Origin of the sequence: uncultured Sphingobacterium sp., assembly GCF_964277905.1 — a bacterium.
Classification (GTDB): Bacteria; Bacteroidota; Bacteroidia; order Sphingobacteriales; family Sphingobacteriaceae; genus Sphingobacterium; species Sphingobacterium siyangense.
Map to the genome: position 1 here is coordinate 62,712 of NZ_CAXYKD010000038.1, position 25,334 is coordinate 88,045.

Below are 25,334 nucleotides of genomic sequence, written 5' to 3' on the forward strand. Positions count from 1 at the left end.
GCAGCTGCGCTGTTGTTTATTTTAAAAAACAGCTTAAGATGAGAAGGGAACAAATAGAAGCATGGGTAGCGCAAGGTTACAATGTGCTGGAGCACAGGAAGCCCAAAGTTGTACAGGGCGATATCTGGGCGTATCTCAATCAGTGTGACGGCCATGGTACCGATGTATATGCGCTTTCTGAATTGCAGCAATGGTCGGATAGGGCACTTGCAGAAATGGAACTGAAAAAATATGCCGATCAGTACGGACAGATGGGCGAGAAGCTGTTTCTGCGAAATGAAGCAATCCGAAATAAAGAATTTGATAAGTATGAAGCCTTCCTGTTGCTTTTTTTTCCGGACAGTGTCGAAAAAGAGCTGGAGGAAGCACGGTTTTTGGCCGAGCGTGTGAAGCGTGTTAGCAAGGAAGAAATGGAAAAATGGACGCTGGTTCACACAATCAATGTGCTGATATCTGATCTTCATTGCCTGGACTATGGATCCATTATGAGCGGGATGGTGATGCCATCCGAAGATGTGGTCACTTATACCGACGACGGGCTCAGCGATACCATTGATTGCCATGTTACGCCGATGGAGTTTTTCGCTCATACCAACCATGACTATTACTGGATCGATCCTGTTATAAGAAAATCCTAATGGAAGCCCTTATAAGAGCCTTTTAGGCTTACTTTTCATACAGAATAAGGTAAAGTATCCCGATAGTGTTCGGGATACTTTACTTTTTGAACTATTTAAGCTACAATTTCTATCGGATTTCCCTCCGGATCAAGCACGACGCTTTCATAATAACCATCCCCCGTAGTACGGGGCTCGCTTTCGACGATATAACCATCCGACCGTAATTGCTCGGTCAGATTATCGACAGTATCCTTTCCACCGACGCTAATGGCCAGATGGGTATAGCCTTTGTTGAGGCTCCTATCAGCCGCGGCAGTAGTAATATCAATACGATTCATAATCTCCAAACGTGCGCCGGATTCGCGGAATTTAAGGAAGTAGGATGAAAACCCCTTCTTCGGGTTATGGTACTTTTCTCCGCTTACAGTACCAAAGTATTTGGCGTAAAAAGCACGTGTTTTCTCAAGATCATCGACCCATAGGGCGAGGTGTTCTATTCGCATGGCAAATCTTTTTGTTTAATTATATTGCAATATTATGCAAATTTGCATAATATTGCAATATAAAATTTATAAGATATGTTGAACGAATCGATATTAAAGGCTAAGGTCGCGACACAGGTTATGTTTTTGGTATGTGGCCTCGCGTTATCAAGCTGGGCACCGATGGTACCTTTCGCCAAGGACCGTCTTGGTCTGAATGACGGAGAACTGGGGCTTTTACTGTTATGTTTGGGTGGTGGTGCACTATTAACGATGCCGCTTTCCGGATTTTTCATCGGTAAAGTTGGGAGCAGAAAGGTGATTTTGATTTCAGGTCTGATAGCTGCCGTAGTGCTTCCTGTACTGTTGATGGTAACCAATAGCTATTTGATGGCCTGTGTTCTTTTTATATTTGGCTGCAGTATAGGTGGTATAGATGTGGCCATGAATGCACATGGTGTGCAGGTTCAAAATGCAATGGGTAAACCCATAATGTCCTCTTTACATGGACTGTTCAGTGTAGGAGGGCTATTTGGATCGATCGGCTTGGGTTTTCTGATAAAGATGGGGTTAATTCCTATTTATGCAGCAGTTACCATAGCCATTCTTTTAATACTGCTACTGATCTTACAATATCGAAAGTTGCTGAGCTACCAAAAGGAAAAAGAAATCATTGTCCAGTTTTCTCCTATTGATGAAACTCAGGTTTCAAAAAAAGGATTTCAATGGCTTAGGTGGAGTGTGCTGATACTTGGGCTGATGTGTTTCATTGCCTTTTTGTCTGAGGGAGCGATGTTGGACTGGAGTGCGATTTTCCTGCGGGATCACAAAGGAGTATCTCCTGAGTTTACGGGAATTGGATATGCGGCATTCTCCGTTGCGATGGCGGTCATGAGATTGCAGGGAGACCGATTAGTAAGTAAACTGAATAGTAAAGTTGTGGTGATAGGTGGTAGCTTGTTGGCTTCGTTGGGCATTTTGATCGTCGTGTGTAGTCCTTGGTTATCGCTAACGATCATTGGATTTGTCCTTTTGGGACTGGGAGCCGCCAATATTGTCCCTGTATTTTTTAGCGAGGGTGGACGGATTGAAGGACTTTCGCCGACGGTAGCCATTCCGGTTATTTCAACAATGGGTTATGCCGGTCAGCTGGCGGGCCCCGCGCTTTTGGGAGCTATTGCGCAGCATTTTTCTTTGATCATTGCTTTCGAAACAATAGCTTTGCTTTTTCTAGTAGTAGCCCTTATCTATAAAATCAGGAAGTAACAGCATGTTAAAAGAAGAACGCTTTGAGGTAATCCTCCGTGAATTAGAGAGCCGTAGGAAGGTTAAATTTGAAGAGCTGGCGGTGTTGCTGGCGGTATCGGAAGATACCATCCGCCGCGATATAGACCTTCTCTATCGGAACGGCTTGCTTTCCAAGACCAGGGGTGGTGCTATACTGCGAGAAAAAGATCCACTGACTTTCCAGGATAGGCAATCGTTTCTGACCAAAGAAAAAGATATTATCGCATTAAAAGTACAGCCGTTTCTGAAAGATGGCATGACCCTTTTTGTGGATGGTGGCACCACGACGCGGGCCGTAGTGAATGCGATGCCATTGGATATCCGGATTCGGATGGTTACAAATAATTTTTCCATCGTGCCACTGCTCGAGAAGTTCAAAAATGTGGAACTTATTTTTTTGGGTGGTAATTTTGAACCCGATCTGGCTGTAACTTCAGGTATCACAACCTGTATGGAAGTTGCTAAGTATAATGCCGATATCTTTATCATGGGAACTTGTGCTGTAGATCCTGAGCTCGGTGTTTCGGCAGCGTCAGCTGCAGATGGAGAAACCAAAAAGATGATGGTTCAATGTGCAAAGAAAACAATAGCCTTAGCCAGTCAGAATAAGCTTTACCAAGGTGAACTGTTTAGGGTGTGTCCAATAGATTCGCTCACGGCATTGATCACCGACCTGGACTCAAATGATTCCGAATTGAATTTCTTTAGAAATATGGACCTGCAGATTGTCTAGCCAATTGACAGCGACAAATCTGACGAGATTTGGTAGATGATATAAAGCTTCCAAATAATAATATTAAAGTCTTCGCAGGTATTGATGACCTTTGTCTGTTTTAGTCCAGTAATAAAGTGGATAATAATAGGCTTTACTTATATTTCAAGTAATGCTATAATCGATCCTAAATAATGCGCCGCTGTTCGGCAGCAACTGTCAATGTTTGCTGCAGATCCACTACGTCGCCGATGATAATGATAGCAGGATGCCCTATCTGATACTCCTTGCTTATTCTGACGAGGTCTTTGACTCTGCAACGCACCTGTCTTTGTTGCGGCAAGCTCGCATGCTGTATAATTGCTGCGGCTGTTTCTCCTTTGCTGTGCAAAACATAGGTGCGTGCTATTTCATCGAGCTTACGCATTCCCATATAGATGACTACAGTAGATCTGCTCTGAACTGCCAGGGCCAGATCGGTAGATAGGGTTCCGTCCTTTTTCATACCTGTCAATGCCCATACGCCTTCACTTACACCACGATGTGTCAGCGGAATATCATTGAGGCCGGCGCCTTGCATGCTGCTGATGCCCGGAATGTAGGTAATGTTAATTGATCTGTTTTGTACGGTAAGCCATTCTTCAAAGCCGCGCCCAAAAAGATAGGGATCGCCACCTTTAAGCCGTACCACTCTTTCGTATCTTTCGCAATAGTGAAGGATGAGCCTATTGATTTCTTCCTGGGGCACGTATTTTCCGTAAGGATGCTTGCCGACATAGTGTTTTAAACAGTTTTTATCTGCTATTTGAAGGATTTCTTTATTAATTAAGTTGTCATATAAGATCACTTGTGCATTTTCTATTGCTTTATATGCTTTCAGGGTGAGTAATTCGGGGTCTCCGGGGCCAGATCCTACAATAAATAACGATGTTGTGCTTAATTTTTTCATGTTATTGTTGTTTTTGTTGTTTAATTATATGTAAATCTATTAAAAAATATGATATGAATCATATAAACTACAATTATTTATGGTTTTTTGTTGAAAAAATATTACTAAAATCATATTTATGTTGATTTTTTAATTTTTTATTACATAAATTAGTGTTGTTGAAGTGTTAAATTGAATTTTTATCATAAAAAATAGCAGTTATGGAAAGAAAAAAGGTTGTTATTCTTGGTAATGGTATGGTTGGTAATAAGTTTTGTGAAAAATTAAAGCAGAAAATAAACGATCTGGAAATAATTGTGTTTTCAGAAGAGCCGATACGAGCTTATGATCGTGTTCATTTGACAGATTACTTCAAAATTTCGTCTATTGACGAGCTTTTCTTGTTAAAAAATGAGTGGTATTTGGAAAATAATATAAAAATTCATTTAGACGATCCAATTGTTGCTGTAAATCTATTTAAAAAAGAAGTGGAATCTCAAAAAGGTATCACAGTCAATTATGACTATCTGGTTTTTGCGACTGGTTCTGCTCCTTTTGTTCCACCAATTCCGGGCATTGAAAAGGAAGGGGTATTTCTATATCGTACCATCGAAGATCTGGATCTGATCAAAGCTTATGCGGCAAAAGCGAAACGTGGTACAGTAATGGGTGGTGGACTTTTGGGACTCGAAGCTGCGAAAGCAATGGTGGATCTTGGTCTGGAAGAGACTGCCGTGATCGAATTTGCCCAACGCCTGATGCCGCGTCAGATTGATGATAGCGCTAGTATGTTGTTGCAAAACAAGTTGTCAGAACTAGGCTTGACCTGTTTATTGCAAAAGTCGACAAGCCAATTGCTGGGGGATGATCGCCTGACGGGGATTGCTTTTCAGGATGGTTCGTCGATAGAGACGGATTTATTGGTGATTTCAGCAGGTATACGTCCCCGTGATGAGCTGGCCAAGAAAATTGGACTGGATGTTGGTGAAAGGGGCGGAATATTGGTTAATGCGCAGATGCAGACTTCTGATCCTGTAGTTTATGCTATCGGTGAGTGTGCCTTAGTGAATGATATGATCTATGGTCTGGTAGCACCGGGCTATGAAATGGCTGAAATTGCGGCATCTCATATTGTGGGGGAAGAGAAATCCTTTAAGGGATTTGACATGAGCACCAAACTGAAACTGATGGGAGTTGATGTGGCTAGTTTTGGAGACGCTTTTATCAGCGAACCTTATGCACGCACGATCTTATTGGAGGATCGTAATAAAGGTATTTATAAACGATTGAACGTAAGTAAAGATGGAACGCGTCTGCTGGGAGGGATACTTGTCGGGGAAGCGGAAAGTTACAACATGTTGCTTCAGATGGTCAATAATAGCCTGCCGTTGGCGGAACACCCTGAACTCCTTCTTTTTGGCCAGCAGCGTGAAAGCAAGTCGGCTTCTGCTGGTCTGGAGGCTCTTCCTGATGCGGCATTGATTTGCAGTTGCGAAGGTGTCACTAAAGCACAGATCTGTGATGCTGTGATAACTGGTCATTGTGAAAATGCAGATGCGGTAAAGAAATGTACAAAGGCTGGATCGGGATGTGGCGGCTGCGTGCCGATGGTCAAGGACTTGGTCAATTATACGATGAAACAGCAAGGGAAATATATCCGGAGTACCATCTGTGAACATTTCGATCTGAGCCGCCAGGAACTATATGACCTGATCAAGATCCATGAGCTGAAAAGTTACGATCATGTATTGGATGCGCTAGGCCGCGGACATGGCTGCGAAGTCTGTAAACCGCTGGTGTCTTCCTTGCTAGCGAGCCTTTGGAACGATATGATTCTTGGCAAGGGTAATGATGTGGCTCAGGATAGTAATGACCGTTATTTGGCCAATATACAGAAGGGCGGGACCTATTCAGTTGTTCCGCGCATTCCGGGAGGTGAAATTACCCCAGATAAACTGATTGTTATCGGGGAAGTCGCTAAGAAGTACAGCCTATACACAAAAATTACGGGCGGACAGCGCATTGACCTATTTGGTGCACATCTCAATGATCTGCCGTTTATCTGGGAAGAACTTATTGCTGCCGGCTTTGAAAGCGGACATGCTTATGGCAAGGCACTACGGACTGTCAAAAGCTGTGTGGGCAGTACCTGGTGTCGGTTTGGGCTGCACGATAGTGTTTCTTTTGCGATACGGATAGAGGAACGTTACCGTGGTCTTCGTGCTCCACATAAGATAAAGTCGGCTGTTAGTGGTTGTATCCGCGAATGTGCCGAGGCGCAGAGTAAGGATTTTGGAATTATTGCGACGGAAAAAGGCTGGAACCTCTATGTGTGCGGTAATGGCGGAAGTAAGCCGCAGCATGCTTTGCTGCTTGCATCGGATATCGATAGTGAAACCTGTATCCGTTACATTGACCGTTTCCTGATGTTTTATATTCGCACTGCGGATCCGCTGACCCGGACTGCTACCTGGCTCAATAAAATGGAAGGCGGAATAGATTATTTAAGGAATGTTGTGGTAGAGGATGGCCTGGGTATGGGGGAGGCCTGGGAGCAGGATATGCAGCTGCTTGTCGATAGTTATCGCTGTGAATGGAAGGTAGCAGTGGAGAATCCGGAAATTCGCAAACGCTTTGTCCACTTTGTTAATGCACCCGAAGAGAAGGATGAAACTGTTCGCTTTGACAGCTTTCGCGGACAGAAAAAAGCTGCTGATTGGAACGTCAGTACTTATTAAATATAAAATCGCTAAACCTTTTAATCGAAATCATATGAATACGCAAATTGACATGAAATGGCTGAAGGCTTGTCGGATAGAAGATGCTATTGAAAATGGTGGAGTCTGTCTTAAATTGAATAACGAACAGGTGGCGCTGTTTTATTTCGCCCGCCGCAATGAGTGGTATGCCACTCAAAATGAATGTCCGCACAAACGGCAGATGATTTTAAGCCGCGGCATGCTGGGCTCTTTGGGTGAAACGCCTAAAGTCGCCTGTCCGTTCCATAAGAAAACCTTTGCGTTGGATACAGGCGAATGTCTTTCGGGTGACGAATGTGCCATTAAGACTTATCCTGTGAAGGTGGAAAACGGAAGTGTTTTTATTGGGATGACTGCTTAGGAGAAATAAAAATAATTGAATCTAAAACCTTTTAAAACAAAAATACGATGGATTATATTAGCCCTAAAGAGGTGGCTGGTGCCATGATGAACACCGCTATCTACAAATCTTCGCTTCCGGTCAAAGATCTACTGATACGGGGCGCATTGTCAGGTGCCTTATTGGCTATTTCTGTTACACTCGCACTTTTGGCCACTTCGCAGACAGGATTGGGATTAGTCGGTGCATTCGTTTTTCCTGTAGGGTTTGTTATTATCGTCATCCTCGGTTTGGAATTGGTGACAGGCAGCTTCTCTCTCGTACCTTTAGCTTGGTTTGAAGGTAAAATCAATTTTAAGGCTATGGCCAATAATTTACTCTGGGTTTTTCTAGGCAACTTGCTTGGAAGTGTCCTCTTTGCGATTTTATTTTGGGCTGCTAGTACAGAAACTGGACATTCGAGCCAGCTCGGAAACATCGAACAGAGCCTGATCCTGATCAGCGAAAAGAAAACGCTTGGATACAGCGCCCATGGTGCAGCAGGCTTGTTTTCGGCCTTTGTTAAAGCTATTTTGTGTAATTGGATGGTCTGTATGGGGGTGGTGATGTCCATGACGTCTAAGTCTACTCTTGGCAAAATACTGGCTGCAGGTATTCCGATCTTTATATTCTTTGCATTAGGCTATGAGCACGCAGTGGTCAATATGTTTGTGATTCCTGCCGGGATGATGTTCGGTGCAAAAGTGACTATCTCCGACTGGTGGCTGTGCAATCAGCTGATTGTAACAGCTGGAAATATTGTCGGCGGATTGCTGTTTACAGGGATGGCTATCTATTATACCTATCATCAAAAAGAAAAAGTGTCGACTTCACAAAACTAGATTTTTATGCATCAGATAAAAAAATTATTCATGTTACTTCTATTGTTAGCTATTAGCATGGAGTCTTACAGTCAGGAAAAAACAGTCAAAGGGAGTTTGTTTGAGGGAATTGTCGTGGCAGGATACGCTGATCATGGTGCTTATATCAATTGTACTGGACCAGCGGTGAAATATATATTCAGCCCGAAAAGTTGCCTGTTGTTGGGTTTATTGCCGAGTTTAAAACTTAAAGAAGATAAGGTTGAAACAGGGAAGCCAAAGAATTCCTGGGTCACCCCGTCTCTAGGCTTTGGTCTGACGGCCGTATTCCGGCATATTGCTATTCAGCTGCCCGCATTTTACGCGGCGAAAACGGGTACTGCTGATGGCAAGTGGCGTTTGGGGGTCGGTTTAGGCTATAAATTTTAGTGTGATGTATTTTTAGGGAAGTATATGGATTGGGGAGTCGTTAGCCGTCTTAGACTGTTTCACTCCCCATATTTTCTTCCGAAAGATCATGCAAAAGTTGGAAGTTTTTAATAAAGATATTTTTTTTGTCCATCGCTATCGCCTCTAGATCGATAAGTTCACCTAGCATGCGGTAAACGGTCTCGTAAGTAGTGCCTACATAGGACGAAAGATCTTTTTTACTCAAGGTGAGACCGATATATCCGTCCATGTTTTCCTCGCCAAAAATACGGTAGAGTAACAATAAGCTCCAAGCAAGCCGATTTTTAACAGGAAGCTGTGTCAGGTTGGTCATTTTTTGCTCAGAAAGATGTAGTTCGTCGGCAAAAAATAACATCAGCCGATAGCTCAATTCGGGATTTATGCGTAGTGTGGATAGGAAAAATGGCAGTTCCACGAAGCAGAGCTGCGTGACATCCAAGGTAGTTGCCGAAATGGGATAGACGGTTTGTTCAGTACTGATACCGCGATGGCCTACGATATCTCCCTTTTTTGCAAAACGAACAATGGTTTCCTTATCTCCAAGATTGCGGTGAACTTTGACAAGTCCAGACTGGACAAAATAAATACCCCGAACCGATTGCCCTTCGGTAATAAACTGCTCGCCTTTTTTCAATCTGATATTTGTTCGGTGCAGGTCGATTTGTCCAAGCCAGTCTTGTAGGACATAACGGCACATAAGGCAGGAGTGGTCGCAAGTATTTACTTTTTTCGATTTCATGAAGGCCTGATTCGTATAACGGACGGTGTGTTATCTGTCCAAAGTTATTATCTATTCGTTTAAATTCCTATTTTACCTTCTATAAAAACAGTATATCTTTTGATTTTAACTTATTAATGTGTGGAACTGGATGAAATTTTGCATCTCCATTATGGTTGGCATCTTGTTGATGCTGTCATTTGAAATCAGCATTTATTGTTTTCTTCGGTTTAGTGTAAAGACCAATAGTATGATGAAGCTAAGAATTTATTTAATTTTTGTTACTCTTTATTGTATGTTGACGCCGTTTTTATCCTGTGGTTCCAAAGAGAAACAGCGGGAAAAGGTATAATAAATTCAAAAATCCATCAAGAGAAAAAAATGAGGGCGATGAGTTTCTGTTAGTCCACCTTAAACCGTTTGGGATATTCGCCTGTGGTATCTAGGCTAAAAAAATCATCGAATTTTTCTTTAGGCGTATGGGCATAATAGTCGTTAAGTAGCCCTAAAAAACCTTCGAGGTTAGGTGCAATAACATTCCGGTCATTGTCTTTATTCCAGTATTCAATCAATTGACCTGTCTGTCCGGTAAAGATGCCACCTAGATCATAGCAGATATAACTTCCACCGCCGTTGTGGAATATAGGGATCCAACGTTCATTCCACCAGTTTTCGATTTCAAAGTCCATACCAATCATATTTGTCAGTTCCTGCGCTGTATCCAGCGCCTCTTCTAGTGGGATGAAAGTCGAATTGTTAACAAAGGCATCATAACTTGTATTGCGCTGCCCATTTTTCCAGCGATAGAACGCTTTAAGATCGTGAGGTATTTCAATATCATATTTCTGTTCAAGGGCCCTAAAATCTTCTGCCGATAACGGGGATTGTAGATCGGTATACAGTTCAGGTCTTAGATTTTGGATATAACTGTCTAATGTCGCTAGCGTCTGTTGCATAATCGTCGATTTTTGATGCATTCCTAAAGTTAGTCATAATTGGCTGAGTATGCGAATTATCATGTGCGCTAAGGATCGTAAGAAAAGTTAAAAATGTTAATAATTATTTAATGGGAATTAGTGTAAATTTATGTCAGCATAAAGCTGTAGCTATGTTCATCATTGGATAAAACGATAACGGATCTTCAAGTGTTATTTATGCAGGTATCCTTTTTATAATTTACTGATTACGGATGAAAAAGATCGAACTAGTCCCACTTGTTGGGATTCAAATTGAAGGTATTGGTCAGGTTAATCTCGGTGCGGGCCGTGCTGAAGTTCAAAGTGTACTTGGTGCTCCTTCGGATGCACTGGACGACCAATATTATTATGGTGAACTCGAATTGAGACTTGATTTTAATGATCAGGGAACATTGGAATTTATAGAAAGCATTAATGGACCCTATCCAGAAAAAACTGAAATCAGTATCTATGGTGTTAATCCGTTTCAGGTCGAAGCGACCGAACTTGTAAGTATCCTGAGTGATAAAAATGCGGGTGAGGTTGATGATGCCGAAGCGGGATATTGCTATACATTTTTAAATAGCTCTGTTGGTGTCTGGAGACAGATTACTGAAGAGGATGTTCAGGAGGAGATTGAGGAAATCAAAGCCGATGGCGAATACGAAGACAATGCGGATATGCTGCTGGAGGACCTTAAAAAGTCAAAGTTCTTTTGGACGATTGGCATTGGAGTAGCGGGATATTACGCGGAATAAAGTAAGTCGTGGAGCAGCTCAGTGCAGGTACCTACTATGGTGCTATAAATAGGAAATTTAATTCCAATGAACTACTTGTTTCAGATGCTATTTATACACTGGAAAAAGTGGACTGGCATTACCATGAAAACCCTTATTTCACGTTTATTTTGGAAGGGAATTTGCTCGAGGGAAGCAAAAAGGGGATTCATCATTGTGCTGCTGGGGACCTGCTTTTTCATAATTGGCAAGACCCTCACTACAATAGAAAACCAGATGGCTGTACCCGGGGTTTTCATATTGAACTAAGCCCAAACTGGCACTGGAACGAGATGGCGGCGCTGCATCTGCTGGAAGGCAATATGGATATTCATCTGCCAGAGGTAAGGCTGCTCTTCCATAAACTCTTTTGGGAATCTTTTGATCAGGATAATAGTTCGGGACTTGCAATGGACAGTTTGTTGTTACATGTGTTTTCTTTGTTGCATCGCGATCGGATAGTGAGCGAACGTAAAGTTCCGCAATGGGTTTATACGTTGCGTGATTATTTGCGGGCGAATTTTAGCAGTGAGCTGAATCTGACGACTATCTCCCATACTGTCGATCTACATCCTGTTTATCTGTCCCGTGAATTTTCCCGGTATTTTGGTGTAACGATGGGTGATTATATCCGCAAATTGAAAGTGGAAAATGCAGTGCTGCTGCTGCGTGAACCGACCCTTTCGCTAACCGAAATAGGCTATCAATCAGGTTTTGCGGATCAAAGTCATTTTATACGTTGTTTTAAAAGTTTGTTTAGATCCACACCTGGGGAATATCGCAACAAGATAAACGCTTAAAAAGTTAATTTCATTCTATTTTATTCATTTGGCTAATGCTATTTTTACACAAATAGACTGGAAAAAGCCTTATGAAATATCTTGCTTTATTTTTTTTATTCTGTTATCCGCTGTTGATTAATGCCCAACAACAATCGAAGCGGGATACTTTACAGGTTCACTTTGATCAGGAAATGCCTGGTGAAATTTTGTTCACAAGCTCGCGGGAGCGGTTGCAAAAAGAAGAGTTTATGCCTAATTATGTGCTCTCACCGAAAAGTGATCTGTTTTTTGCTATCAAACTTCAAAAGCCATTGCTCTATTATCAAAAGATCCTAGCGCCGAAGCTTACGGAGACCGAACTTTTTCAACAGGGTAATTTTCAGTTTACGTTATGGATAGATGGAAAAGTAATTTACAGAAGCAATTTATCTCCTGGCGCACCTCAGCAGGAGATACAGCAACAGGAGACGATCTTGAAACGTCCCCTGATCGATCAAATCAATGGACAGGGATCCTGGTCTGAATCTTTCTGGAACCGTTTTCTTTTTAATGGTGGTGAAAAGGCGTTAGCGGATGGGAAACATTATCTTAAGATGGAAATCAGACCTTACGTAAATACTGATAATCTTGTTGTTGGTGATATCATTGCACGTGGTGAACTGCAGCTTTCTGTCAGCATGAACCCGGATATAAATCCGGATAAATATAGGCTACAGTTGCCAGGGTCTTATCCTGGATTGAATTTATCAAAAGCAAAGTTTGACCGTCGTAGGATGCAGCAGCTAAAAGGAATGATTGAAGAGGGGATTTTTAAAAAGATAAACGGAATTGTGGTATTGGAACATGGAAATCTGTTGATAGAAGAATATTTCAATGGTGAAAATAGGGATAGCCTGCATGATCCCCGGTCCGTCGGCAAAACCTTTGCATCGACTTTAACCGGGATGGCCATTGCGGATGGCTTTGTCAAGGACGAATATCAAACGCTGGATCAATGCTATGATTTTACAAAATATCAACATCCTGATCCAGGTAAAAATAAAACAACCATTCGTGAATTGTTGACCATGAGTGCTGGCTTTGATGGTAACGATGAAGATCCCAATAGCCCCGGTAATGAGGAAAATATGTATCCCACAACAAATTGGGTAGACTTTACGTTAGATCTTCCTTTTCGAAAATCTCTGCAGGGACAATGGCATTATTTTACCGCCGGAGTCGTTGTATTGGGAGATATGCTCCATAAACAAGTAGAAGGTGGATTGGAATCCTATGCAGACAAAAGACTGTTTGCCCCATTGGGAATACGCAAATACCGCTGGGAACACACCCCGCAAGGGCTGCCAAATACTGCGGGGGGTATTCGTATGAATGCACTTGATTTTGCGAAGTACGGCCAGCTCTATAAGAACGGTGGGCGTTGGAATGGCAAGCAGATCCTTCCGCAAGCCTGGGTTCAAAAGAGCCTTTCGAAACAGCTTCTGATTCCTGAAAGGGAGAAAGAATATTATGGTTATCTGTTTTGGAACAAGCGCTTTAATGTTGGAAGTAAGGCGTATGAAGCTTATTATTGTGCCGGCAATGGCGGAAATTACATTATTGTTATGAACGACATTCCATATGTGATCGTTATTACAGCCAGTGCTTATGGTCAAGCGTATGCGCATAGGCAGGTCGACCGGATCGTCAGCGAATTTTTGCTTCCAGCCTTAATTAATGCTGGTAATTGATCGCTTTACAAAGTAGTTTTTTACTGAAACAGTTGCCTAAATTCCACGGGGCTTTGTTGGGTATTCTTTTTGAAGACCTTACTGAACGACTGTGGATGTTCGAACCCTAGTTCATAGGCGATCTCGCTGATGGAGAGGGAGCTCGTGCTTAATCTTAATTTGGCATACTCGATCATTTTATGCTGAATATGCTGCTGGGTGTTTTGTTGTGTGTAGATACGCAGCAAACTGCCCAGGTAGTTTGGTGATAAATTGAGTTGCTGCGCCAGAAAGCTGACTGTCGGTACACCATGCTCCACAAGTATGTGTTGCTGAAACTGTGTTGACAGTAACTGCTCAAACTTGGTGACCAGCTCTTGAGTCGATCGTTTGCGGGTGATAAATTGACGTTCGTAAAATCGTTCGGCGTAAATCAGCAAGCGTTCAATCTGTTTGAGAATGAGTTCACGACTAAATTTATCGATATTAGACTGATACTCTTTTTCGATATTCTGCAGAATATCGACAATGATGGCTTCTTCTTTGTCTGAAAGAAAAAGCGCTTCATTGACCTGATATTGGAAAAAATCGTAGGAGTGAATATGCTTTGCCAGTTCGCTGTTCCAAAGGAAATCGGGATGGATCAACAAAATCCAACCGCTGGGTTGTGCCTGCACTTCCTGGTTGATCTCCACTTTTAGAAATTGTAAGGGCGAGATAAAGGTGAGTATTCCCGAGTCGAAGTCATAGTGCTGCTGTCCATAATTGAACCTGGCATTTACATTTCGCTTTAAACCGATCGAATAAAAATGTTGTATCCAATTCAATTTGCTATCATTCACAGGGTAATGTACTTGACTATAATCAACCAAGCTGATCAATGGATGTTCGGGTTTAGGTAGTCCGCAAAAGCTGTGGAATTCCGAAAGGGAATGAAAGCGAAATGTATTCTCCATGTTGTAAATTTACTGAATTTCTAATTTGATTATTGTGAAATATCCTAGGAAGCTCCTTATGCTGAACCAAGCTGTTATACGGATTGCTCAAAACCCGTTGATACCGTATAACTTTTCCATTTTTCGATTTCTGCCCTAAGCATGTTGATCTTGTTTTTGGCCAGTTCATACGCATCTTCGCCCATTAAAAAATGGACTGGAGGCTGCTCCAGCGTACTGAGCTCGATTAATAGGGTTGATGCTTTCTGGGGATCGTTTGCCTGATTTCCATGGATCTGATGCAGATGGGTCGCTTCGTTTTCTCGGGCAGTTACATAAGCAGCGATCGGATTGGCTGCGGTATGTAAGGATCCTTCAGATAAAAAATCAGTTCTGAAATAGCCGGGATACACCAAGGTCGTGTGTACACCAAAAGGCTCCATTTCGACAGCGAGGGCTTCAGTAAAGCCTGCGACAGCAAATTTGGTGGAGCAATAAACACCAAAGGCTGGGTAATTTCCTGCGAGTCCGCCGATAGATGCGATATTGAAAATATGTCCCGATTGTTGACGCCGCATATGGGGGGCGATATGTCGGATGGCATTTAGGGAGCCAAAGACATTCACTTCGAAGTTGCGGCGTGCTTCCCAATCACTGAGCTCCTCTAGGGTGCCTGTCTGACCATATCCGGCATTGTTGACCAGTACATCAATCCTTCCGAAATAATCAATGGCCGATAGTACTGCCCGGGCAACGTCTTTGTCATCGGTAATGTCTACCTCAAGCGGCAGAAAATTTTCCTGATCACCGATTTCATCTTCTAGGGCCTGTTTTGTTCGTGATGTGGCAACCACAAGATAACCTTGGGCGAGCAATTCTTTAACGAGACTAAGACCTAGCCCCTTGGATGCGCCAGTGATGAACCATACCTTTTGTGATTTCATGTTTTTCTGTTTTTAATAAATTGATGTTACAAAGGTGGTCAATCGATCGATTTTGGATGTAGGCAGATCAACGGATCTTGTAGTCAGATCGTGGATGATAAACTCTTCAACGATCAAATATGCCTATTCAACGAAATTTCGCTTGCCTTTAGATCATTCTACCGCACCTTTAAGACAAGAAAGAGTAATGGCGCAATGAATAAAATCAATTTATTATGGAAAATCAAGGTGCTTCTGCGGTAATAATACATCATATTTTGGATGGTAAAATTCTGGAATATGAAAAATGGCTTAAAGAGATTACGCCCTTGACTAAACATGCAACAGGTTTTATTGATCTTCAGATTGTAAGGCCTATTCCTAAATTGACATTTGTCTATACAGTCATTATTCGATTTGACACTGTAGAGAATCTACAAATGTGGTTAGAATCGGAGCAAAGAAAGCTATGGATCGAAAAAGCTGAGCCACTATTTCGTCGTCATGATCGCTATCAGATCAAATCGGGTTTGGATTTCCTCTTTGAGAGCACTGAAAATAATGCTAAGATACCTAAGCGTTGGAAGCAATATCTTGTCACTTGGTCTGCAATTTATCCTATATCATTATTGATCCCTTTGTTAGTTTTGCCGGTATTACGCTATTTAAATATTCCACAAAATCATTTTTCGGACGCATTTCTGAGTTCAGGTGTAATCGTATTTCTTATGGTTTATATAGTTATGCCTAATTTTACTAGGCTGATCCGAAAATGGTTGAATAAATAGTATTTAAATGAATCTGATTAAACGATAGTTTTTGCCGATTTTGAAGTTCAGCTCCAAAAATACAGGCCTAAAAGATGGGATAAAAATAGGTTTTGGGTTCATAGATTTATTTTTATCAAAGCTTCCTGACAAGTAGATTTATATCCAGCTTAAAACTAAATAAAACAAATTTTGCTTTTCATTACTTTATTAAATGATGATGCATGAATTTATCAAGAGAGAGCTGCATATGGCAATGCCGGATAATTGCTCACTAAAAAATAGTTATACTTTAAAAACATTGCTATGTTAAAAAAAAATGATGTTGCCCCTGATTTTACCTTGTATGCGACCCCCGATCAAAAAATTAGCTTATCAGAATTCAAGGGGCATAATGTGATATTGGCATTTTACCCTGCAGATTGGAGTCCCGTATGCAGCGATCAGATGGCACTATATAATGAAATGCTCAAATATTTTAAGAAATATGATGCTGAAATTATGGGTATTTCCGTTGATAGCAAATGGTGTCATATGGCGTTCGCTCAGTCACGAAAATTGCATTTTCCGCTCCTGGCCGATTTTGAAGCTAAGGGCGAGGTTGCCAAAAAATATGGTGTTTACGATGAAGAAGAGGGTGAGTGCAAGCGCGCACTCTTTGTAATTGATAAGGAAGGGGTTATTGCTTGGAGTTATATGTCTCCGACGGCGGTCAATCCAGGTGCAGACGGTATTATCGAAGCATTGGAGAATCTTAAATTAAAATAATTATGTCATTGAAACCGAAGGTCAGCAATGCTGACCATATATTGGGAAATGGCCAGGCCGATCTGACCATTGTTGAATATGGGGATTATCAATGTCCACATTGTGGTGCTGCCCATCCCATAATAAAAGAAATGATGGCCGAACTGGGAAGCCAGATCAGGTTTGTATTCCGCAATTTTCCACTTTCGGAAATGCATCCTTATGCTCAACCCGCAGCATTAGCGGCGGAGGCGGCGGCCTTGCAGGGAAAATTTTGGGAGATGCATGATGCCATTTTTGAAAACCAGAACTTGTTGAGTGCGAGATTACTGTTGGATATCGCCGAGCAACTGGATTTGGATATGTCGAAGTTCAAATCTGATATGCAGGACGAGGCGTTACAGGATCGGGTAGATGGCGATTTTGAAAGTGGTATGCTGAGCGGCGTTAATGGGACACCGACATTTTTTGTCAACGGACAGAAATTTGATGGTGGCGCGGAAGATCTGGTTCAAATATTAGGTGAAAACTGAATATATGATTACTATTTAAAAACAGGTGCGCACACGACGAGAAGTCTTTTGCAGGAAAATAGAACCTATCGTAAAAAAACGAATGAACCGACTGTATAAATAACGAAATGTCGTTGTTTGTAAAATCACTTTTTGTTTTATAATGCGTTTAAATACAGTTGTATATGTTTTTTGGACTGCAAATTGCAATCCAATTAGCATATCATGTAAATAATAAAATTCTTAAACTAATCATCATGGCAACATTCAAAGTTCAAGACGGAACAGAAATTTATTACAAAGACTGGGGAACAGGACAACCGATCGTATTTCATCATGGTTGGCCTTTATCCAGCGACGATTGGGACGCGCAGCTGATGTACTTCCTCGAAAAAGGGTACCGTGTGATCGCACACGATCGCCGGGGGCATGGTCGCTCGACACAGACGGCGACAGGAAATGAGATGGATACCTATGCGTCGGATATTGCACAATTGGTAGAAGCATTGGACTTAAAAGATGCCATCCATATTGGCCACTCAACAGGTGGCGGCGAGGTTGTTCGTTACATAACCAATCATGGTACTTCTCGGGTGTCAAAAGCTGTATTGATCAGTGCGGTTACCCCAACAATGGCTAAGAGTGCAACAAACCCCGATGGCGTACCTATGGAGGTCTTTGACGAAATAAGATTGAATACTGCAACACGTAGACAACAGTATTTTCAGGATTTTACCCTCGCTTTTTATGGCTATAACCGCGATGGAGCAAATGTACAGCAAGGCGTGATGGACAACTGGTGGCGGCAAGGAATGATGGGCGGTGTTAAGGCTCACTATGATTGTATCAAAGCTTTCTCTGAAACTGATTTTACGGAAGAACTTAAAAAAGTAGAAATTCCTGTCTTAGTATTGCATGGTGAAGATGATCAGATCGTACCGATTGATATAACGGGTAGAAGAGCGGCTGAGTTAGTCCAAAATGGCACGTTAATTACCTATCCTGGCTTTCCGCATGGAATGCCTACTACAGAGGCGGAGATCATCAATAAGGATATTTTGGATTTTATCGAGAAATAAGATTTTTGTTGATCTAAAAATAGTTTTTAAATAGTTGTATAAGCCATTTCCATAAACGGGAATGGCTTTTTTTCGTTTTATTCCTTGGAGTAAGAAAACTTTTTGCCAATGCCCAGCTTTTTCATTTTGGATTGAAGCGTTGTGGCTGGAATACCGAGTATGGTCGCCGCTCCATTGGGGCCAGAAATACGCGCTTTACAGTTGTGCAATACCCAAAGAATATATTCTTTTTCAAAGTTTGCCAAGGTTTGTAGACGGAAATCGGGCACCTTGCTTTCTCCTACAAAATCAGCGTCAGGCAATAGTGCAATTTTTTTTATAGTTGAATCTTCCGTCAATAGAATCGAACGTGCAATAACATGTTCAAGTTCGCGAATATTGCCAGGCCAGGAATGTAAATGGAGGCGTTGCAATACCTTTTTACTCATTTGCTTAGGTGGATTTTCTCCGGCATGTTTTAAGAGGAAGTGCTGGATTAAATGAGGAATGTCTTCCCGTCGTTCACGAAGGGATGGAAGGGTAATTGGAAATGCACTGATCCGGTAATATAGATCGGATCGAAAGTTGCCGGCCTTCACTTCAGCTTGTAAGTCCTTGTGTGTGGCACAGATTATACGGACATCGATAGGAATATTTTTATTTCCTCCCACGCGCTCAATTTCTTTTTCCTGCAACACACGGAGAAGTTTTGCCTGGAGTGTTAAAGGGAGATCCCCGATCTCGTCCAAAAAAAGTATTCCGCCGTGCGCTTGTTCAAACTTGCCGATTTTACGCTTTACAGCACCGCTGAAACTACCTTTTTCATGTCCAAAAAGTTCACTTTCGATCAACGTGGGCGCAATAGCCGCGCAGTTGACTTTTATTAGGGGACGAGCCGATCTGAGTGAAAAATGATGTATTATTTGAGTTGCTACTTCTTTGCCAGTTCCGCTTTCACCTTGAATAAGCAGATTCATTTCTGATAGTGCTACCATTTTGAGCTGCGATTTTATGGCTTGTATCAGGTCACTCTCGCCAATCATCTGCGGCTCTGAGGCCTCTGATTTCTTACCATAACCCTCGTTCTGCTGGAGACCCTGAGGCTGTGCATTGAGCTGCGCTGGGCTGTTGGCCGTGTTTGTTAAGGCTGTATGTGTCGATCGTTCGTACATCAGAATATTGCCGACGCTGATACCAAGCTGTGGGATAAAGTTTTTTATCCGATACTCAAGCTGAGGATCGATATGTTCCAGCCTTTTGTAGCCTAGACTTAAGATCGCCCAATAGTGGTCATGTACACGAAAAGCTTTGGATACAATTGCTTTATTTCCCTCTTGAATGGCGTGGACAAAGGTTGCCGGAAAGGATTTATCTGCTTTTAAAATCTCGCTGGCTCGGAACAGGATGGGGTCAGCGGAAAGGATACATTCTTTAAAGAATTTGTCTTTACAGCTACGTGATTCGTTCTTGCTTGTTTTTGCCTTATTTTTGGATTTAAAAAGAAGGCTATAATTAACTTCGCGATTATCCGCAATAAATAGCGAAAGCCAATTTTGTCCCAAAAAGATTTGGATTTCGTTTTGAAGCAAATCCAATGCGGCTAGGGTATGAATAGGAGCCATTTTCTGCTGAATAGCAATTTGAGCAAGCTGCTCTATTTCGCGTTGCTGAATGCGATTATAAATCGCTTGCGGATCTGATCCTACGGCTGTATGCTGCATGATGGTCATTTGCTATCTTGTTATCAATAAAAGTCGGATTTAATTCCGAATTTTTTCATTTTGCTGTATAGACTGGATGAACTGATCTGTAAGATTTCTGTTGCTCCACCTGGGCCTGAAATTTTGCCCTTACATGATTCAAGTACACGCAAAATATGCTCTCGTTCAATTTCTTCAAGGGATGCTAATTTTTGAGATGAAAAATCTGAGATTTTACTTTCCAGGTGTTCAATAAATACCATGTCGTTGATGATAGGGTCTTTTGCAAGCAAAACCGTCCTTTCAATAAGATGCTGCATCTCCCGAATATTGCCCGGCCATGGATAAGCTTGCATATTGGCAAGTACATGAGCAGAAAAGGCTGTGACATTTTTCTTGAGTTTCGTGGCGTAAAAGGCTAGAAAATAATTGGCCAGCACCTCAATATCTCCAGTTCGCTCTCGAAGTGGCGGAATAGCAATTGGGAAGATGTTGAGCCGATAATAGAGGTCCAGTCTAAAGTTGCCTAAGGCGACCTCCTGTTCCAGGTTGCGGTTAGTCGCCGCGATAATACGGACATTGATCTTGACGGGCAGCTCTCCACCTACACGGTCAATTTCTTGTTCTTGGAGCACACGGAGTAATTTGGTCTGCGCTTCTAACGGTAATTCACCAATTTCGTCCAAAAAGATGGTTCCCCCGTCGGCAAGTTCAAATTTACCAATTCTTCTATTTTGTGCCCCTGTAAAGGCTCCTTTTTCATGACCAAATAATTCAGACTCCATAAGGGATAATGGTATGGCTGCACAATTGACTACAACCAAAGGCTGCAGCTTGCGCAACGATAGCTGATGTAATGACTGCGCAATCTTTTCTTTACCTGTGCCACTTTCGCCGAGGAGCAAGACGGAGGTGTCTGTAGGAGCAACCAATTCGACCTGTGAAAGTACCTCATTAAGGGCTGGGCTTGTACCGATGAGCTGATTTTTCAAGCTTCTGTTTTCAATGGACTTAATTTTCGGTTCCTCGGCCTTGTTTTCCGAATTGAGCCTTTCATTGGCAATATCGAGCATAATGAAAAGATCCTTTTCGCGAAATGGTTTTGTCAAAAAACCATAGGGCCTTGTCTCTTTCACTGCTTCTAAAATACCTTGGTTGGTATTGGCCGATATAAATAGAAATGGTAGCTCCAGCTTGTTCAGTTCAATAGCGAGGTCGATACCTGTTTCACTTCCCTTTAATAGGATATCGAGTAGCACCCAATTCGGTTTTGTTGTCGCGATAATTGTCTTGGCCTGCGACACAGAAGACGCTATACCAACGACCTCATAACCGTTTTTTTTGAGGATCATCCTGAGATCATTAGCGACGATAAATTCGTCTTCTACAATTAAGATCTTGTTTCCTTTTTGCATAAAATTCGTCTTAAATTTCGCCTTCTTTCTGTGAAAATTGAATAGTAATGAAAACACCTTGGTCAGATGTCAGTTTAAATTCTCCGTCAAGCTGGGAAGTTAGCCCTTGCATGAGATTCATGCCGAAAGAGTCACTATCACTACTGCTAAGATCTTTCTGTATTCCGATACCATTGTCGGCAATGCTAAGCAAGAGATCGTAAGGTGTAGCTTTGATTCGCCTGAAGTTGATAAAAACAGTTCCCTCTCTTTGAACAAAAGCATGTTTGATTGCATTATTGATTGCTTCATTGAGAATAAGCCCAACTGGGACCGCCTGTGCAACATCCAGTGTAATCGGATCTACCTGAATCTCAAATTTAACTGATTTTTCGGATTGAAAGCTATCTTTGAGATATTCGGTCAGTTCCTGGATATACCATTTCATGTCAATGCGAGAAAGGTTGTCTGTTTGATATAGTTTTTGATGGATCAGAGACATCGCATGCATGCGATTTTGACTATTTTGAATTGCGCTGATGGCGTCTTCGTTTTCAAGATAAGCCGACTGTGTATTGAGCAGACTGATAATAATCTGCATGTTGTTTTTGACGCGATGGTGAATTTCTTTTAGTAGCCATTCTTTTTCAGCGATCAGCTGTTTTAGTTTTTCATTCTGGGCATTGATTTCTTCCTGTTTGAGCGTTAGTTTTGCATTACTTCTTTTTTTTATGGCATTTTGGATATACAAAAAGCCTGCGAAGATCAACAGGACGACGAAGCTGCCTATGAACACGTTTCGTATAATAGCCTCCCGTTCAAGCAGTGATTTTTGCAGCTGACCTTTTTGTTTAAGGAGGACGATATCATGGTCTTTTTTTTCGGTATCATAATCTAATTGTAAGGCGGTAAGCTCCTTGGCCCGCTCTACACTGTTAATGGAATCGCTGATAGTTTTGAAAGCCGCCAAGTTTTTGAATGCGGATTTAAAATCACCGCGGGCGGAGTCGGCCAGATAATAGAGTTTCCGCAATTCGGAAGCACGGAGCAGACTGCTTTCTTTGGTCATTGATCGCTCTATTTCTTCGAGGTAAGGGTACATCTGTTTGATCTGTCCATCTGCAAAAAGATAGCTAGCGATTCCAATCATCATGATATGCCTTTCCTGCCCAGTGATATTCCCGGTCTTGTAATAGGTTAAGAGTTCCTGATAATAGGGATAAGCTTTTTTTGTGTTTTTATTTCTTGTGTATAGCATGGTATACAGATAGGCATAGCGTATGGAATAGATATCGGACGCGTAATCTTTGGTGACATTATCAAGCAGATTCAGTGCATCTGAAACACGATTGAGACGCGATAGAATCGTCGCTAAATTGAGTGTGATCGTATGGATGCCATATCTGTCACCTTGACTTTTGGCGATTTCAAATGCCTTTTGATAATTTTCTAGGGCTTCTTTATTGGATTTAAGATCGTAATAGATCAATCCCACAATATTGTACACGGCAGCTAAATCATCTTTGGTTGTCGTTGTACTTTCGTTTTCCACTACCCGACGGGCTTCGAGTGCATATTTTAAAGCTTCTTTGAGGCGCAGGAGCATCCGGAGATTACCGGCAACGGACACAAGCTCCTGGCTGATATTTTTATCGCCGGTCTGTTTTTTTAATACAGCGGCTCGATGAGCAGTTGCTATGGCACCTTTATAATCCCCATAATTGGAAAGGAAGCTGGATTGTTCCATCAGGATTTTGGGCTCAAGTGATTTGTCACGTGTCTTTTTGGCTTGTTCTAACGCTTGCTGGAATAAGCTGGTCTTTTGATGAAAGTCCACATCTTTGATGTCGTTAGCCATAGACAGGTAAATCATGGCCGAGGCTTTAGCAAGCTGATGGGCGTTTGCAAAAAGTAAACTAGCCTTTTTCTGGCTTTTTGCAAGGTCTGGTTTACCCATTTCCTCTTGTATTCGGGCATCCAGAAGCATATTTAGCGCGGCTTCGGTTTTAAGGTTGACTGAGAGGTGCAGTTTTTGGGATGTCCCATTAAGCCATAAGGCGCTGTCTAGGTCTTTTTTTGATTCACCTGGTTTTTCCAGATAACATTTAGCGGCTTCATAAAGCATACGAGCTTTTTGTCCGGGATCCTTTTCATGCGATATGCTGTCTAGCAGACGATGAATAGTCGTGTTGTCCTGACCGAATGTGTTAAAGATCGAAAGGATAAAAATGCTAAGTATTAGATAAATTCTCATTAAGGTGACATACGTTATAAGATAGAGCAAGCTATCTTTCTACTGGTAGCTTGCTCTATTTGCTTGATGCTTTTATCCTAATTATTGATCCTTGTCTTTCGAGAGGAAATAACAGACGAGCATCGCTATACCTGCAAATATAATAGAAGTTAATCCAAGTTGTTTACCAAAATAGGCTCCCGCCAAACATCCGATGAAAAAACCTGATAAGGTGATCAGCTGCTTCCCAAAGCTGACGTTGGTGTCTGGATTTTTAAACTTATTGGCGATAAGTACACAGAGGTCTAGCGACGCTTGGGTCACATTTCCGGTCATCATGGTTGTTGGTCCGTGAGTTGCTTTGGCAAATAGTTTTCCGAATGCATTTTGCATGCCCAAAGCGAATACGACAAGCATAACCAGGCTATACATCACGGTTTTGGAAGCCTCTACCGGAAGAACAATTGCCAGCAAACCTGCAATAACAAGTAATAGGGCTTCGACAAAGAGGACTGTATTTTTCTTATGGGAGCGTGAGGTAAGCCATCCGCCTGCCATCACTGCGGTGACGAATACAGGGAAGGTTGCCAATTTGATCCAGGCCGTGATATCTCCGCCATTGATAAGCTGATAGGCGAAGACGATAAAGTTACCTGTCACATGGGCCGAGAATATTTTGTCAGCTGCGACAAAGGTAACGGTGTCACAATACCCCCCAACAAGTGTTAGAACAAGTGTCGTTATATGTGCTTTGTTTTGATTTTCCATGATTTTATGATAAATGCGCACGTAGCATCCAAGCCATTTTTTCGTGAGTTTCCAGAAGTCCTGTTGCGTAGTCGCTTGTTCCAATGTCCTTTAGTGCTATCGCAAAATGGTCGATGTTTTCGCGCAATGAAACAATAATGCTTTCGTGGTCCATTAATAATTCTTTGATATAAGCAGTACTGTCATTGCCTGACCTTTTCTGTTCGGTTAACTGTGTCAGCGCCAAAAACTGATTTAGGCTGGCAGGTGCATAATGCCCTAGGCTGCGGATGCGCTCAGCAAGACTGTCAATCAGCTCATCGAGTTCGTTATACTGCGCTTCAAAAAAGAGATGTTTGTTGTAAAAATCGGCTCCTTCAATGTTCCAATGTGCATTCCTCGTTTTCGTATAGAGCAGGTATTCATCGGCTAAGAGTTTAGAAAGAATGTGTGCCGATTCAGCTAGATTATTTTCGTGTATTCCGATATGGGGTTTCATATGTTTATTTTGTGAGTAGTTGGTAAATGTAATGATCGATTGAATAAGTTCCTGGGCCGGTGAGCAAGAGGAGCAAAAGGCATAGTGTGTACATAAATGGAATATCGCGTACTTCACGTGAATCGTGGCGGTGTACGACAAAATAACCAACTGCGGTGACTCCTATTGTCGGTAGTAACGCTAACCTTCCAAATAAGCCAAGTGCAATAAAAAAAGGAACAGTAGTGTCTGCAAACTGGGCTACTGCGGCGTTTAGTTTTTCGGGTAGCTGCAAAGGATTTGGGATATGTTCAGGTTCAGCCTGTGGGCCTTTTTGTATTTTTTTTAGACCGTGCACGGTCAATAATTCCCAGGCAAATAGAACTCGAAAGATTAGTATGGCTATGTTATTGGCCGTATTGCCCAAATCGGTGTAAAAAAGTTTTTGAAGTATTTCCATC

General features: G+C 42.0%; 26 protein-coding genes. 14 read left to right on the forward strand and 12 right to left on the reverse strand.

Annotated elements, in window-relative coordinates; genetic code table 11:
- Nucleotides 1-38 precede the first annotated feature (38 nt).
- The gene (locus ACHWSC_RS17220) at nt 39-638 is read left to right on the forward strand and encodes a hypothetical protein (protein ID WP_394677579.1); all 600 of its coding nucleotides are present in this window, start codon (nt 39-41) and stop codon (nt 636-638) included.
- A 95-nt stretch (nt 639-733) separates the two neighbouring features.
- Here the strand turns inward: ACHWSC_RS17220 and ACHWSC_RS17225 are convergent, their stop codons facing one another.
- A complete protein-coding gene (locus ACHWSC_RS17225; protein WP_394677580.1) occupies nt 734-1,123 on the reverse strand; it encodes a VOC family protein in 390 nt (129 codons plus the stop codon).
- Between the two features lie 75 nt (nt 1,124-1,198).
- Between ACHWSC_RS17225 and ACHWSC_RS17230 the strand changes: the two genes are divergently transcribed.
- Together ACHWSC_RS17230 and ACHWSC_RS17235 are read left to right on the forward strand one after the other, a co-directional pair.
- Nucleotides 1,199-2,368, forward strand: coding sequence for an MFS transporter (locus tag ACHWSC_RS17230; protein WP_394677581.1), 1,170 nt, complete (start codon nt 1,199-1,201; stop codon nt 2,366-2,368).
- A 4-nt stretch (nt 2,369-2,372) separates the two neighbouring features.
- Nucleotides 2,373-3,122 (forward strand): DeoR/GlpR family DNA-binding transcription regulator, encoded by a 750-nt coding sequence (locus tag ACHWSC_RS17235; RefSeq protein ID WP_394677582.1) that lies wholly within the window; start codon nt 2,373-2,375, stop codon nt 3,120-3,122.
- A gap of 166 nt (nt 3,123-3,288) precedes the next feature.
- On the opposite strand, the gene cobA is transcribed toward ACHWSC_RS17235, so the two are convergent.
- The gene (gene cobA / locus ACHWSC_RS17240; protein WP_394677583.1) at nt 3,289-4,050 is read right to left on the reverse strand and encodes a uroporphyrinogen-III C-methyltransferase; all 762 of its coding nucleotides are present in this window, start codon (nt 4,048-4,050) and stop codon (nt 3,289-3,291) included.
- Between the two features lie 200 nt (nt 4,051-4,250).
- Between cobA and nirB the strand changes: the two genes are divergently transcribed.
- Genes nirB through ACHWSC_RS17260 form a run of 4 tightly spaced genes read left to right on the forward strand, consistent with a single transcriptional unit; the run spans nt 4,251 to nt 8,417 of the window.
- Nucleotides 4,251-6,767, forward strand: coding sequence for a nitrite reductase large subunit NirB (gene nirB, locus ACHWSC_RS17245; protein WP_394677584.1), 2,517 nt, complete (start codon nt 4,251-4,253; stop codon nt 6,765-6,767).
- A gap of 34 nt (nt 6,768-6,801) precedes the next feature.
- Nucleotides 6,802-7,149 (forward strand): nitrite reductase small subunit NirD, encoded by a 348-nt coding sequence (gene nirD, locus ACHWSC_RS17250; RefSeq protein ID WP_070567492.1) that lies wholly within the window; start codon nt 6,802-6,804, stop codon nt 7,147-7,149.
- A gap of 47 nt (nt 7,150-7,196) precedes the next feature.
- The gene (locus tag ACHWSC_RS17255; RefSeq protein ID WP_070567490.1) at nt 7,197-8,009 is read left to right on the forward strand and encodes a formate/nitrite transporter family protein; all 813 of its coding nucleotides are present in this window, start codon (nt 7,197-7,199) and stop codon (nt 8,007-8,009) included.
- A 30-nt stretch (nt 8,010-8,039) separates the two neighbouring features.
- A complete protein-coding gene (locus ACHWSC_RS17260) occupies nt 8,040-8,417 on the forward strand; it encodes a hypothetical protein (RefSeq protein WP_394677585.1) in 378 nt (125 codons plus the stop codon).
- 49 nt (nt 8,418-8,466) lie between these two features.
- Here ACHWSC_RS17260 and ACHWSC_RS17265 read toward each other — a convergent pair whose 3' ends face one another.
- Together ACHWSC_RS17265 and ACHWSC_RS17270 are read right to left on the reverse strand one after the other, a co-directional pair.
- Nucleotides 8,467-9,177, reverse strand: coding sequence for a Crp/Fnr family transcriptional regulator (locus ACHWSC_RS17265; protein WP_075991572.1), 711 nt, complete (start codon nt 9,175-9,177; stop codon nt 8,467-8,469).
- A 380-nt stretch (nt 9,178-9,557) separates the two neighbouring features.
- Nucleotides 9,558-10,112, reverse strand: coding sequence for an SMI1/KNR4 family protein (locus tag ACHWSC_RS17270; RefSeq protein ID WP_394677586.1), 555 nt, complete (start codon nt 10,110-10,112; stop codon nt 9,558-9,560).
- Between the two features lie 233 nt (nt 10,113-10,345).
- Here ACHWSC_RS17270 and ACHWSC_RS17275 point away from each other — a divergent pair, with 233 nt between their 5' ends.
- The 3 genes from ACHWSC_RS17275 to ACHWSC_RS17285 all read left to right on the forward strand — a co-directional run bounded on the left by ACHWSC_RS17275 (nt 10,346) and on the right by ACHWSC_RS17285 (nt 13,400).
- Entirely contained in the window at nt 10,346-10,870 is a 525-nt protein-coding gene (locus ACHWSC_RS17275; RefSeq protein WP_394677587.1) for a hypothetical protein, read from the forward strand.
- 8 nt (nt 10,871-10,878) lie between these two features.
- Nucleotides 10,879-11,688: a helix-turn-helix transcriptional regulator gene (locus ACHWSC_RS17280; RefSeq protein WP_394677588.1), complete on the forward strand. Its 810-nt coding sequence runs from the start codon at nt 10,879-10,881 to the stop codon at nt 11,686-11,688.
- Nucleotides 11,689-11,759: 71 nt separating this feature from the next.
- Nucleotides 11,760-13,400: a serine hydrolase domain-containing protein gene (locus ACHWSC_RS17285; RefSeq protein ID WP_394677589.1), complete on the forward strand. Its 1,641-nt coding sequence runs from the start codon at nt 11,760-11,762 to the stop codon at nt 13,398-13,400.
- 20 nt (nt 13,401-13,420) lie between these two features.
- Here the strand turns inward: ACHWSC_RS17285 and ACHWSC_RS17290 are convergent, their stop codons facing one another.
- Both ACHWSC_RS17290 and ACHWSC_RS17295 read right to left on the reverse strand, forming a co-directional pair.
- Nucleotides 13,421-14,335 (reverse strand): helix-turn-helix domain-containing protein, encoded by a 915-nt coding sequence (locus ACHWSC_RS17290; RefSeq protein ID WP_394677590.1) that lies wholly within the window; start codon nt 14,333-14,335, stop codon nt 13,421-13,423.
- A gap of 74 nt (nt 14,336-14,409) precedes the next feature.
- Entirely contained in the window at nt 14,410-15,258 is an 849-nt protein-coding gene (locus ACHWSC_RS17295; protein ID WP_394677591.1) for an SDR family NAD(P)-dependent oxidoreductase, read from the reverse strand.
- Between the two features lie 215 nt (nt 15,259-15,473).
- Between ACHWSC_RS17295 and ACHWSC_RS17300 the strand changes: the two genes are divergently transcribed.
- From ACHWSC_RS17300 to ACHWSC_RS17315, 4 genes are all read left to right on the forward strand, one after another.
- Entirely contained in the window at nt 15,474-16,025 is a 552-nt protein-coding gene (locus ACHWSC_RS17300; RefSeq protein ID WP_394677592.1) for a hypothetical protein, read from the forward strand.
- A gap of 285 nt (nt 16,026-16,310) precedes the next feature.
- Nucleotides 16,311-16,772 carry a redoxin domain-containing protein gene (locus tag ACHWSC_RS17305; protein ID WP_182982483.1) on the forward strand — a complete coding sequence of 154 codons (462 nt, stop codon included), beginning with the start codon at nt 16,311-16,313 and terminating at the stop codon, nt 16,770-16,772.
- A gap of 2 nt (nt 16,773-16,774) precedes the next feature.
- Nucleotides 16,775-17,284, forward strand: a complete 510-nt coding sequence (locus ACHWSC_RS17310; protein WP_070567469.1) for a thioredoxin domain-containing protein — start codon at nt 16,775-16,777, stop codon at nt 17,282-17,284.
- A gap of 236 nt (nt 17,285-17,520) precedes the next feature.
- Nucleotides 17,521-18,342 carry an alpha/beta fold hydrolase gene (locus ACHWSC_RS17315; RefSeq protein WP_394677593.1) on the forward strand — a complete coding sequence of 274 codons (822 nt, stop codon included), beginning with the start codon at nt 17,521-17,523 and terminating at the stop codon, nt 18,340-18,342.
- Between the two features lie 77 nt (nt 18,343-18,419).
- Here ACHWSC_RS17315 and ACHWSC_RS17320 read toward each other — a convergent pair whose 3' ends face one another.
- From ACHWSC_RS17320 to ACHWSC_RS17345, 6 genes are all read right to left on the reverse strand, one after another.
- The gene (locus ACHWSC_RS17320) at nt 18,420-20,042 is read right to left on the reverse strand and encodes a sigma-54 interaction domain-containing protein (RefSeq protein ID WP_394677594.1); all 1,623 of its coding nucleotides are present in this window, start codon (nt 20,040-20,042) and stop codon (nt 18,420-18,422) included.
- A 23-nt stretch (nt 20,043-20,065) separates the two neighbouring features.
- Nucleotides 20,066-21,436 carry a sigma-54-dependent transcriptional regulator gene (locus ACHWSC_RS17325; RefSeq protein ID WP_394677595.1) on the reverse strand — a complete coding sequence of 457 codons (1,371 nt, stop codon included), beginning with the start codon at nt 21,434-21,436 and terminating at the stop codon, nt 20,066-20,068.
- 10 nt (nt 21,437-21,446) lie between these two features.
- Complete coding sequence (locus tag ACHWSC_RS17330; protein ID WP_394677596.1) at nt 21,447-23,669, reverse strand: histidine kinase dimerization/phosphoacceptor domain -containing protein; 2,223 nt, start codon at nt 23,667-23,669, stop codon at nt 21,447-21,449.
- An 81-nt stretch (nt 23,670-23,750) separates the two neighbouring features.
- On the reverse strand, nt 23,751-24,416 hold the full coding sequence (locus ACHWSC_RS17335; RefSeq protein WP_153845095.1) for a YoaK family protein: 666 nt from the start codon (nt 24,414-24,416) through the stop codon (nt 23,751-23,753).
- A gap of 4 nt (nt 24,417-24,420) precedes the next feature.
- Nucleotides 24,421-24,894, reverse strand: a complete 474-nt coding sequence (locus ACHWSC_RS17340) for a Dps family protein (RefSeq protein WP_394677597.1) — start codon at nt 24,892-24,894, stop codon at nt 24,421-24,423.
- A gap of 4 nt (nt 24,895-24,898) precedes the next feature.
- The gene (locus ACHWSC_RS17345; protein WP_394677598.1) at nt 24,899-25,333 is read right to left on the reverse strand and encodes a DoxX family protein; all 435 of its coding nucleotides are present in this window, start codon (nt 25,331-25,333) and stop codon (nt 24,899-24,901) included.
- Nucleotide 25,334: the final 1 nt, after the last annotated feature.